8 protein-coding genes are annotated in these 11,929 nt (G+C 71.4%); 1 reads left to right on the top strand and 7 read right to left on the bottom strand.

Annotated elements, in window-relative coordinates; genetic code table 11:
• Positions 1-6: 6 nt before the first annotated feature.
• The 5 genes from ACFRCG_RS22785 to ACFRCG_RS22765 are packed head-to-tail and all read right to left on the bottom strand — an operon-like array spanning position 7 to position 6,991.
• Positions 7-858 carry a sugar ABC transporter permease gene (locus tag ACFRCG_RS22785; protein ID WP_380034128.1) on the bottom strand — a complete coding sequence of 284 codons (852 nt, stop codon included), beginning with the start codon at positions 856-858 and terminating at the stop codon, positions 7-9.
• The gene (locus tag ACFRCG_RS22780) at positions 858-2,468 is read right to left on the bottom strand and encodes an ABC transporter permease subunit (RefSeq protein ID WP_380034126.1); all 1,611 of its coding nucleotides are present in this window, start codon (positions 2,466-2,468) and stop codon (positions 858-860) included. Before ACFRCG_RS22780 ends, ACFRCG_RS22785 begins: the two co-directional genes overlap by 1 nt.
• Positions 2,469-2,496: 28 nt before the next feature.
• The gene (locus tag ACFRCG_RS22775) at positions 2,497-3,762 is read right to left on the bottom strand and encodes an extracellular solute-binding protein (protein WP_380034124.1); all 1,266 of its coding nucleotides are present in this window, start codon (positions 3,760-3,762) and stop codon (positions 2,497-2,499) included.
• A complete protein-coding gene (locus ACFRCG_RS22770) occupies positions 3,759-5,168 on the bottom strand; it encodes an alpha/beta hydrolase-fold protein (protein ID WP_380034122.1) in 1,410 nt (469 codons plus the stop codon). The genes ACFRCG_RS22775 and ACFRCG_RS22770 overlap by 4 nt, the downstream gene beginning before the upstream one ends.
• A gap of 50 nt (positions 5,169-5,218) precedes the next feature.
• Positions 5,219-6,991, bottom strand: a complete 1,773-nt coding sequence (locus ACFRCG_RS22765) for a glycoside hydrolase family 13 protein (RefSeq protein WP_380034120.1) — start codon at positions 6,989-6,991, stop codon at positions 5,219-5,221.
• Between the two features lie 214 nt (positions 6,992-7,205).
• On the opposite strand from ACFRCG_RS22765, the gene ACFRCG_RS22760 reads away from it, so the two are divergent.
• Entirely contained in the window at positions 7,206-8,225 is a 1,020-nt protein-coding gene (locus ACFRCG_RS22760; protein WP_380034118.1) for a LacI family DNA-binding transcriptional regulator, read from the top strand.
• A gap of 459 nt (positions 8,226-8,684) precedes the next feature.
• Here ACFRCG_RS22760 and ACFRCG_RS22755 read toward each other — a convergent pair whose 3' ends face one another.
• Positions 8,685-10,676, bottom strand: coding sequence for a GTP-binding protein (locus tag ACFRCG_RS22755; RefSeq protein WP_380034116.1), 1,992 nt, complete (start codon positions 10,674-10,676; stop codon positions 8,685-8,687).
• 184 nt (positions 10,677-10,860) lie between these two features.
• Positions 10,861-11,880 carry a LuxR C-terminal-related transcriptional regulator gene (locus ACFRCG_RS22750; RefSeq protein WP_380034114.1) on the bottom strand — a complete coding sequence of 340 codons (1,020 nt, stop codon included), beginning with the start codon at positions 11,878-11,880 and terminating at the stop codon, positions 10,861-10,863.
• Positions 11,881-11,929: the final 49 nt, after the last annotated feature.

Here is an 11,929-nt window from a genome sequence, read left to right as displayed (position 1 = left end):
GCCGGGTCAGTTCTTCACCGCTCCGGCCGTCAGCCCGCCGACGATGAAGCGTTGCAGGAACTGGAACAGCACCAGCACCGGCAGCGCCGCGATCAGCACGCCCGCCGCGAACACGCCCCAGTTGCGGCCCACTCCGTACGAGATGAAGTGGTAGAGCCCGACCGCGAGGGTCTGCTTGTCCGGGTCGTTCAGGACCAGGCTCGCGATCACGAAGTCGTTGAGCGTGGCCACGAAGGACAGCAGCGCGACCACGGCCAGTACCGGTGCCACCAGCGGCAGCACGATCCGGAAGAACACCTGGGCGTGCGAGGCCCCGTCGATCCGCGCCGCCTCGTCGAGGTCGCGCGGCACGGTGTCGAAGAAGCCCTTCATCAGGTAGGTGTTCACCCCGAGCGCGCCGCCGAGGTAGATCATCACCAGTCCCAGCCGGCTGCCCAGACCGATCGCGGGGAACACGTCGTCGAAGCTGGACAGGAGCAGGAACAGCGCGACGTAGGCGAGCAGTTGCGGGAACATCTGGACCAGGAGCAGCGTGGTCAGCCCGGCCCTCCGCCCCCGGAACCGAAAGCGCGAGAAGGCGTAGCCGGCGCAGGCGCCCAGGAGCACCGACCCGATCGCGGTGGCCAGCCCGACCGCCATCGAGTTCAGGAACCACTTGCCGAACGGGTGCAGCGGGTCGTCGAACAGTTCCCGGTAGTGCGCGTCGGTGGTGTCCGAGAACAGTTCGTTGGATCCGGTCAGGGTGCCGCTGGGGTTCAGCGACGCGGAGAGCACGAACACCAGGGGGAAGACGGCCACCACGACCGCGAGCACCCCGATCAGGTGCCGCCATCCGGTGCGCGCGAACCAACGGATCATCAGGACTCCTCGAACGCGCGGCTGCGGCGCAGGCCGACGACGGAGATCGCGGCGACCACCACGAAGATCAGGATCGACACGGCGCAGGCCATGCCGTATTGGCGATTGCTGCCGCCGAAGGCGAGTTTGTACACCAGCGAGATCAGCAGGTCGGTGGAGCCGACCTCGATCGGCGCGTCGGGGTCCTTGGGGCCGCCGCCGGTGAGCATGTAGATGACGTTGAAGTTGTTGAAGTTGAAGGCGAAGGTCGCGATCAGCATCGGGGTGACGGCGGTGAGCAGGAGCGGCAGTTTGATGTGCCGCAGGATCCGTCCGCGTCCCGCGCCGTCGATCCGCGCCGCCTCGGTGACCTCGGCGGGGATCGCCTGGAGCGCGCCGGTACAGATGAGGAACATGTACGGGAAGCTGATCCACACGTTGACCGCGAGCACGCTGAGCCGGGCCAACCACGGATCGGTGAGCCACGGGATGTGCGCGCCGTCCAGGAGCGAGACGTTGACGTAGCCGTAGTCGGTGTTGAGCAGGCCCTGCCACACCAGTGCGGCCAGGAAGGCCGGGAAGGCGTAGGGCAGCATGATCAGCGAACGGTAGATCCGGTGCCCGCGCAGCCGTTTGCCGTCCAGCACCGCGGCCAGGACCAGTCCGATGGCGAACGGCACCGCGACCGAGATGCCGGCGAAGACGAAGGTCCACACCAGCACCCCGAGGAAGGGTCCGCGGATGTCGCGGTCGGTGAGGATCTTCTCGAAGTTGTCCACGCCGACGAAGACCTTCCAACCCGGACTGAGTCTGGTGCCGTCGTCGGCGGCGAAGACGCCGTCGGAGGTGGGTCGATAGACCTTGCCGGTGGCCCGGTCGGTGATGGTGTCGGCGCCGCGGTCGTAGTCGAGCGTGGATCGGTAGGCGGCGGCGCTGATCCCGTCGGCGGTGCGCAGGCTGCCGCTGTTCGGGTCCTCGCTCGCGGGCACCCGCAGTTCGCTGATCTCCTTCTGCCGGTTCGCGATCTGCGCGTAGCTCAGCCGGTGCCAGCCGGGCGCGGCGACCGCGCGCCCGGCGGAGTCGTACACCGGGTCCGCGACGGGCTCCAGCGGGTGCCCCGCCCACCCGAGGCGTACACCCCGGTCGGGCAGGGTCACCAACAGGCCGACCCGGTCGCCGCGGGCGACGACCGCGGCCGGGCGTACCGGCGAGTCGGGTACGCGGGTCTCGCTGTGCGCGAGGATCGCCGCGACGGCGTCGGGCTTGTCGCTGTTGTGGCCGTCGCCGTAGTTCGTGAAGGCGGCGAACCCGGTGTAGAACACCACGTACACCTGGTACACGAGCAGCAACGCGACGCCGGGGGCGAGGTATTTGGCCGGCACGTGGCGCTTGCCGGCGTAGATCACGTTGACCGCGACCGTGCCCACGAGCAGGGCGCCGAACATCCCCCACTTGTGCTGCGCGGCCAGTGCGAGGAGCCCGTAGACCGCGAGGGCGTCGACGACGGCGAGCAGGACGATCCGCACGGCGAGGCCGACGAGGCCGCGGCGGGCCGGGGGGTGGCCGGGGTCGGCCGTGGGTCGCCGGCCCGGTGGGGTGTGCGGCGGTTGGGTGGACAGGGTCTGGGTCACGATCTCGGTCTCTCCTCGTCGCTCCGGCTCAGCCGGCGGCGATCTTGGCGCGGATGCGTGCGGCCATCGCGCCGGTCAGCTCCCCCGGATCGCCGTGTCCCTGGATGATGGCCAGTTGGGTCAGGCCCCAGTCGGCCCACACGCTGTCCATGGCGGGCAGGTTCGGCGTCGGCATGCCCGCCTGGGCGGCGCGGGCGAAACCGGCCACTACAGGGTCGTTCTCGACCTGGTCGAGCACGGCGGTGGTCGCCGGGACCCGGCCGCCGGTGTCGTACAGGGCACGCTGCGCCTGCGGAGTGGAGAGGTAGTTGAGCACGAAGTCCTGGGCCAGGATCGGGTTTGCCGACTTGGCGCCGACGAAGAAGCCCTGGACGCCGACGAACGGCCGGGCCGGGGAGCCGTCGGCGCTGGGCACCGGGTCGACCGCGAACGGCACGTGCGCGGCGCGGAAGGTCGCCGCGTCCCAGGGGCCGGCGAGCAGGAACGGGGTCTTGCCCTTGAGGAAGGCGTCGGTGGCGATGTCGGCGGTGAGCGAGGTGGAGAGCACGCCGTCCTTGCCCAGGCCGCGCAGCCATGGGCCGAAGCGCTGACAGCCGGGGCCGTCCAGTTCGAGTTTGGCCTGGTCGTAGGCGCCGTCGGGCTTGGTGCCGAAGACCTGGCAGCCGAACGAGGTCTGCAGCGGGTACAGGTGGTACGGCGAACCGCTCTTGGCGTCGACGGGTACCGCCACCGGCAGTTCGGCGCGACCCTGCTCGACCAACCGACGCCCGGTGGCGAGCAGTTCATCGAAGGAGGCGGGGGCCTGCGGGGCCAGTTCGGTGTTGCGCAGCAGGGCGATGCTGTCGACGGCGTACGGCAGTCCGTACGTGCGGCCCTCGTAGCGCATCGCCTCCAGCGCGACCGGGGAGAAGGCGGCGGCGCGGTCGCCGAGTTCGAGCGGTGCGAGCACTCCGTTGTGGACGAGTTTGCCGAGCCAGTCATGCGGTCCGACGACCACGTCGGGGCCCTGGCCGCTGGGGGCCTGGGAGACGAAGTCGTCGCGGATCTCGCCCAGGCCCTTCTGCACGACCTTGACCTTGACGCCCTTGTCCCGGGTGAACGCGGCGGCGATGTCCTGGAGCGGCTTGGCCCGGGCGTCGTCGGCCCAGACGGTCAGCGAGCCGTTGCCGGCCGCCGGGGCCGAGGCGGGCGAGGCGGTCTTGTCGTCGCCCTTGTCGCCGCCCCCGCCGGCGCACGCGGTGACGAGCAGCGTGGCGGCGGCGAGCACGGCCGGGAGCAGCAGTCGTGGTCTCACGGGGTCTCCTCGATGGGTGCGGTCGTGACGGTCTCGGGTGCGGGGTCGGCGGCGGGCGCCGCGGGGGTATGCGCGTTCGGGTCGGTCCACGCGGGGACGTGCACGGTGATCCGGCGGTCGCCGTCGTGGTGGAAGGGGTCGCGGATCGGTGTGCCGTCATCGGTGAGGCCGTCGCAGCGCCAGCCGCGACCGACCGCGCCGTTGAGGCCCACCCCGCGCGGCAGCCGCCAGGTGCCGTGGTGGATGCCGGCGGCGACGCGCGTGGTGACCAGGCCGGAGTAGTACACGGTCTCGTCGGCGGGCAGGTCGGCGGCGGTGGTCACGGTGACCTCCAACAGCGCGTCGGCGCCGCCCTCGACCACCTCCAACGTGCCCTCGGCGGTACGGCCGCCGGCCGTCGCGGTCAACGTGACGGGCCCGGGTCGACCGGGGGTGACCCGGGCCAGGCCGAGCGGGCGCAGCGCGTCGGCGGGGGTCCAGGCGAGCGCGGCGTCCAGTACCGAGTAGGTGCAGCCGTCGGCACGCACGCCCACCGGCGCCACGCTCACGTCGGCCTGTCCGGTGGCCACCGCGGGCCGCTCGGGCATGGTCAGTTCGACCAGCGGCAGGTCGGGGTCGCCGAACAGGTGCAGCAGCGCGCTGCCCACCCGTCGGGCCCAGGCGCTCTCGTGGTGCGGCGCCCGCGGATCCTCGTGGAAGCGCACCTCGCGGTCCGGCGCGTAGCCGAGGTCGGTGACGAGGTGGTCGACCAGGTCGCGGGTGTGCCGCACGGTGATCAGGCCCTCCATGCCGCCGATGTCGATCCAGATCCGCGCCGGGCCACGCGCGCTCTGCCGGTGGTGCACGGGCGTCTCGGCGAGGGTGATCGGATCGACGAAGACCAGGAACGGCGAGAGCACTCCGGCCAGGCCGAACACGTCGGGGCGGCGAAACGCCAGGTGGTAGCTGACCAGGCCACCCATCGAGGAGCCGAGCACGGCGGTGTGCGCCGGGTCGTCGGTGATCGGGTACCGGGCCGCGATCAGCGGGCGCAACTCCTCGATCAGGAAACGCTCGTACAGCTCGCCCCGGGACAACGCGCGCGGGTCGCGCGGGTAGGGCACGTAGTGGCTGTACTCGGCGCCGCGGTCGTCGCGTCCGTTGTCCACGGCCACCGCGATCAGCGGCGGCAGCAGGCCGGCGGCGATCAGCCGGTCCAGGGTCTCCTCGACCCGCCAGCTGGGTTCCAGGCCGGTGCGGGCGAACACGTGTTGCCCGTCGTGCAGCCACACCACGGGGTACGGTCCGCCCTGCCGGTCGTAGCCGGGCGGCAGGTACACGTGGACGTCGCGCACGTTGTCCAGGTGCGTCGAGCGCACGTTCGACAACGTCTCGATCACGCCGCCGGTGTTCGCGGGCAGGGACATGCGGGGGGACTCTCCCGGGGTGGGTGCGGGGGCGGCGGGCTCGGTGCGGGTCACGGGTGTTCCACCCGCCAGACGTGGAAGGCCGGTCCGTCGGCGGGCATCGGCTCGCCGGGGCGCAGGTCGGGTCCGCCGGTCAGGCTGTGCGCGGCGACCGGCGCGGCGACCGGGGTGTGCGAGGCGCGGTCGACCTGGACGAGCAGCGTCTCCTCGGGCAGCCACCGCTCGAACAGCACGGTGTCGGCAGCGCAGCGCAGCCAGCGCAGGCCGCCCTCGCGCAGGGCCCGGTGTCCGCGCCGCAGCGCGATCAGGTCGCGGTAGACGCGGTGGGTTTCGTGGTCCCAGCGCGCGGGGTCCCACGGGAACGGCCGGCGGCCGTCCTCCAGGTGCACCCCTTCCACGCCGACCTCGTCGCCGGCGAACACCATCGGCAGGCCCGGCAGGGTGAACAGCAGTGCGGCGCCCAGGTGTTGGCGTTCGCGCCCGGCCATCGAGCGGAAACGCTGGGTGTCGTGCGAGTCGAGCAGGGTCAGGTTGTGGGTGTACGAGCGCCAGGGCAGCAGGGCGGCGAAGTCCCGCATGACGGCGGCCAGTTCGTCGCCGCCGTAGTCCGGGATCGGCCCGGGCACCCCCCAGAACTCGGTGAGCGGCGCGTCGGCGAGCCACCCCCAGACCGGTCGGGTGAAGCCGGAGTAGGCCATCGTGCCCTGCCAGCCGTCGCCGCGCAGGGACGCGGACGCGTCGTGCTGGTGCTCGGCCAGGAGCAGCGTGTCCGGTGCGGCGGCGTTCAGCGTGGCGCGGGTGGCGCGGGCCACCTCGGCGTTGCGGTCCTGCGTGCCGTAGCGGCCGGCCGACTGGGCGACGTCGATCCGCCAGCCGTCGAGCCCGAAGTCGCGCGGATACCGCGCCACCACCGAGCCCGCGCCTTCATACAACCGCGCCCGCAACTCGGCGGAGGCGTGGTCGAACTTCGGCAGCGTGTCCACACCGCAGAACGAGGCGTAGCGGCCTCGATCCGCGCCGTCGAAGTAGTAGAAACCGGCCTCGGCGGAGTCCGGTTCGGCCTGTCCGCGCCGGAACCACTCGTGCCCGTCCCCGGAGTGATTGAGCGTCAGGTCGCCGATCACCCGCATGCCGCGCCGGTGTGCCTCGGCGGTCAGCGCCCGCAGCGCCTCGTCGCCACCGAGCAGCGGGTCGACCCGGTCGAAGGTGGTCGCGTCGTAGCGGTGGTTGGAGCGGGCCGGGAAGAACGGGGTGAGGTAGAGGACGTTCGCGCCCAGTCCCCGGATGTGGTCGAGCCGGTCGAGCACGCCCCACAGGTCGCCGCCGTAGATCTGCTGGAGTGCGCCCGGGGTGCCCCACGGGACGGGGTCGTCCCAGGCGGCCGGAGTGGCCCAGTCCGGGAGGACGTCGCTCTGCCGGGCGGAGCGGGCGAAGCGGTCCGGGAAGATCTGGTACACGACCGCGTCGGCGGCCCAGGCGGGCGGCGCCGGGTGGGTGGTGAGGGTGAAGTCGCCGGTGTCGGGCACGTCGCGCGAGGCGACACCGGCGCCGGTCAGCCAGCGGTTGCCCGTGGGGGTGTCGAGCAGGAAGCGGTAGCCGAACTCGGTGCTGCCGACCTCGACCTCGACGCGCCACCAGGTCTCGTCGCCGGCCACCCGATCCACCCGCGCCTCGGTGAACACCGGTTCGCCGTCGAGCTTGGTGCGCACGTGTACCCGCTTGGTGCCGGCGTCGGTGCGGGCGCGCACCAACAGCTCGACGCGCTCGCCCGGTTGCGGCGACGGGTTGCTCACGTAGCCCGGCGAACCGTCGTGATGTGCCACTGTGTTACAGAGTGTTTCCGGTGGGTGCATGGTGTTTGCGACTCCGAAACGTGCCGTTCATCAGGTCGAATGCCGAGGAGCGTAAAAGCTCGACGCTGACGACTGCAACACTCTGCAACATGTTTCAAAGATTTTGTTGCAACGGAGAAACACGTTTCGCTAGCGTGTGCGCGTCTCCCGTGCGCCGTATCCACCCGAGAGAGGTGACCATCGCGTGACACCAGACCGCCCATCGGTCCGCAGGATCGCCGACCGGATCGGGGTGAGCGCGGCGACCGTCAGCCGGGTCCTCAACGACAAGCCCGGCGTCGCCGAACACACCAGGACCCGGGTCCTGGCGGCGATCCGCGAGCAGGGCATGGTCGCGCCGGCCCCGGTCGGACAACCCTTCGTCGGCATCATCGTGCCGGAGCTGGAGAACCCCGCCTTCGCCCTGCTGGCCGGCGCGGTGGAGGCGCGGCTGAGCCAGTACGGGGTGACCGCGCTGATCGGCAGCTCCACGAAGCACGGGCCGACCGAGCTGGACTACATCGAAACCCTGTTAAGGCGGGGCATCGAGGGACTGGTCCTGGTCTCCGGACGACACGCCAACCCCGAGGCCGACCACGGCTTCTACTGGCACCTGCACGGGAAGCACGTGGCGATGGTGCTGGTCAACGGCGGCGTGCCGGGCCTGCCGGTGTCGACGGTCACCACCGACGAGGCGGCCGGCGCCGCGATGGCGGTGGCGCACCTGCACAGCCTCGGGCACACCCGGATCGCGCTGGCCGGCGGCGAGGAGTTCTACCGCCCCTCCCGCCACCGCCTGGCCGGCTACCGCGCGGCGATGACCGCGACGTTCGGCGGCTGCGACGACGCGCTCTACGTGGAGTCCACGTACTCGATCACCGGCGGCCAGGCCGCGGCCCGCCGCCTCCTGGACGCCGGCGCCACGGCGATCATCACCGGCAGCGACCTGATGGCCCTCGGCGCGATCTCCGCCGCCCGCGAATCCGGCCGCCACGTCCCGACCGACGTCTCGGTGGTCGGCTACGACGACTCATACCTGGCCGCCCACAGCGACCCGCCACTGAGCACGATCCAACAACCAATAGAACAAATGTCCACGGCAATCGCCACGGCGATGTGGCAACAACTCCAGGGCTACCACGCCCCCCACGTAGACCACCGCTTCACCCCCCGCCTGGTAGCCAGAGCCTCCACAGGAGCACCCCCCACAAAGCCCACCCCATGAAGCCCCCCGACGCCCCGGAAACCACCCCCAACCACAGCCCCCGACACGCGCCACTCGAACCAAACCAGCCCCTCCGGCACCTGAGGACACCCGGCCGGAGGCCAAACCCCAGCCCCCGGCACTGGGAACACCCAAACAATCAGCCCGTCCCGCGCTTGAGGACCCCGGGCCGGAGGCCACCACCAAACCGCAGCCCCGACACACGGAACACCCAAACCAAACCAGCCCGTCCGGCGCCTGAGGACACCCGGCCGGAGGCCAAACCGCAGCCCCCGGCACTGGGAACACCCAAACAATCAGCCCGTCCGGCGCCTGAGGACACCGGGCCGGAGGCCACCACCAAACCGTGGCCGAAGGCCAAACCGCAGCCCCCGGCGCCGGGCCACCAACCCCCCAGCCCGTCCGGCGCTTGAGGACAACCGAGCCGGGCCCACCCGCGACCACCGTGCGCGCGCGACCTCAGCCACCCCGAACCCGGCCCAGCGACTGCAACATGTAGCGCTCACGGTCATACGGATCCGCCCCCGCACGCTCCCGCCTCGGAACCGTCCGCCCCCCAAACGGCCGATACCCCTCGAATTCGCTCACCAGGACCCCCTCCCCCCGCGTCAGCCCCGGCAACCGCCCCGTGACCCCGTGCACCATCGCCGCCGGAAGGCTCCCCCGCACCAGGAACCGATCCCCCCGCGCCACCTGCTCCTCCGGCACCGCCCGCGCCGCGGAAAGCGCCGACAACACCACGCCCAGGCAGTCCGCCGGAGTCTCCACCTCGAACCGATGCGTCGGCTCGAACACCCGCGTCCCGGCCCGCCGCAACGCATCGGCCACCACCAGCGGCGTCACACTGCGGAAGTCCCCCGCCGCACTCACCGGACTGAAATACCCCGTACGGGTCAACGTCACCGTGCAGTCCAGCACTTCCCACCCATACAACCCCTGCCGCAACGTCCGACGCGCACTCTCCTCGATCGCCCGATGGAACGCGAGCGGCAACGCCCCCAGCTCGACCCCCAGCCGCAACTCGATCCCGCTCCCCGGCGGCGCCGGCTCGACCCGCACACCGACCGTGGCCCAGAAGTAGGTGGGCCCGTCCGCGTCCATCTCCTCCACGGCCTCGCCCACCCCGACCGGGCGCTCGAAGTACAGCGGCCGCGACTCGGCGAACGCCACCCGCAGACCGAACTCCTCGGCCAGCGTCGACCCGATCACCTCCTTCTGCACCTCGCCGTACAGGCGCACCGAGATCGCCCCCGACGACTCGTCGCCCCGCACGTCGATCATCGGGTCCTCCTCGGCCATCCGCTGCAACGCGGCGTACAGCGCGGGGCGTTCGCCCGGATGCCCGGGCGTGACCTCGGATTCCAGCGTCGGCGGCGCGAACAGTCCGGTCCGAGGCAGCCCGTCCGCCGACCCCAGTTGGTCGCCGACCCGCGCCTGCGCCAGACCCCGCACCTTCGCGATGGTGCCCGCCGTCGCATCCGCGTCCCGGACCGCCGTACCACGATCGAAGACCTGCACCCCGGAGGCCCGCACGGTCGACTCGACCACACCGCCCCCGTGTTCGCGCCGGAACAGCGCGACCGCTTCCCGCGCCCGAAGCACCCCGCTCCAGGTCCGCACGTACGCGATCTTCTCCCCCGCGCGCCCCCGCTCGATCTTCAACACGACCGCTCGCAAGGGCTCTTGCCCCGCCGCCGCCTCGACGCGCGGCAACCACGCGGCGATTCCCCGCACCAGGTGTTCGACCCCTTCCCCGTTCAGGGCCGAGCCGAAGAAGACCGGGTACACCCGCGCCTCTCGTACCTGGCGCCGCAGTTCGCGCGTGTAGTCCGCCGCCGTGACCACGACCCGGTCGTCCAGATACGCGTCCACGAACGACTCGCCGTGGTCGGCGAACGCCTCCGCGAGCCGCTCCGCGAACCCCGGGTCGCCCACGTCGAAGGGCGCGAATCGCGCGTCCGCGGTACCGATCCCGGCCACCGACCCCATCGCGACGCACCCGGGCCCCAGTTCGGCGGCCAGCGCGGCCCGCACCTCCCGGTAGCGCGCACCCATTCGGTCGATCTTGTTCACGAACACCAGGACGGGGATCCGCAGTCGGGCCAGCGAACGCATCAGCACCCGGGTTCGGGCCTGCACGCCCTCCACCGCGGACACCACCAACACGGCGCCGTCGAGTACGCGTAGCGCCCGCTCCACCTCCGCGACGAAGTCGGAGTGGCCGGGGGTGTCGATGACATTGACCTGGAGGTCGTCCACTCGAAACGCCACCACGGCGGAACGGATGGTGATCCCACGCCGACGCTCCAGGTCGAGCGAGTCGGTCTGGGTACTGCCGGCATCGACACTGCCGACTCGGGAGATCACTCCCGCGTCGAACAGCAGACGCTCGGTCAGGCTGGTCTTCCCCGCGTCAACATGCGCGAGAATCCCGATGTTCAGATGGTTCATGACGGCCAGAGGCTCCTGCGGCTGCACTGATGGGAAGAATTCCGTAGAGACCGCTGAACCCTCGGCGCATGACGTTCCTCTCCGAACGAACTCATCCCATGTGACACAGTGCGTCTGGCACCCTAACACCGCCCCGACGCACATCCGCGCTCTTTTCCCGGCGCCCGCCCACCACCCGCGACCGCTACTCCGGCGGCAGCTCACCCTGCACGATGCGGGCGATCAGCGCCCGGCGACTGGACACCCCGGCCTTGGTGAAGACGGCCTTCAGGTGGTCCTGGACGGTGTACGGGGTCATCGCCAGGACCCGGGCGATCTCCCGCGTGTCACAACCGCGAATCGCCTGCAACGCCACCTCCTGCTCGCGCCCGGTCAACCCGAACGCGGCCAGGTACAGCGGCATCGTCTCGGCCGGTGACGCGGGCGAGGCCACCACCCCGACGTGCCCGTCGGCGAAACCGTCGACCAGCGAGGCATGCAGCACGAACCACCGCCCGTCCCCGGTGCGCACCCGAATCGGCACCTGCGCGGCGAGCACCCCGGACGCGGCCCGTCGCGCGTGCTCGGACACCATCGCGAAGGCGGTGGGCACGGACAGTGAGGCCGACGAGTCGTCGGCGAGGTCGGCGAGCAGCCGCTGGGCCCGCTGATCCGCCGCGACCAGGCCGTTCGACGGACCGAGGATCATCATCGCGGGCGCCTGATCCGCCGGGAGCGCCCACGTCGGGGCGGCATGGCAGGCGCGCAGCGCGTTGCCGATGTGCCGCGCGGCGACATCGGCCAGGTCCCGCTGCCGGCCCAGAAAGGGGCCGTGCTCGCGACCCCGCATGAACGCGGCACAACCCCACCGGCCGCCCTGCGTGTCGAAGACCATGCGCAATTCGTCACCGAACCCGGACGGGGCGAGCTGCTCGCGAAATCTCATCGCCCGTTCGGGCTGCCCCCGAGTCGCCCGACTCAGCGTCTCGGCGCGGACCCCACTGCGCCGGATCGCGGCGAAGGAGGCGATGTCCTCGTGCCACACCTCGATCCGCACCGCCTCACGAAACCCCGCCATGCTCAGGTCGTTGCTCACCACGGAGGTGACGAGCCCGGTCGTGGGATCCGCGGTGTGCCAACAGACCGCGTCGTACCCGAGCACATTCCGCAGCAACTCATCGGCCCGCGCGAACACTTCGGCGGCGGATCGACCCGGTGTAGCCAACTCCCGTAAACCATCGATGACTTGCTTCGCAGTACTCGATGCCATGGCG

The sequence above is a fragment of the Embleya sp. NPDC056575 genome, from assembly GCF_042793325.1.
Lineage (GTDB): Bacteria > Actinomycetota > Actinomycetes > Streptomycetales > Streptomycetaceae > Embleya.
Note: the sequence above shows the minus strand (reverse complement) of the source record. Positions and strands in the feature narration are given on the sequence as shown.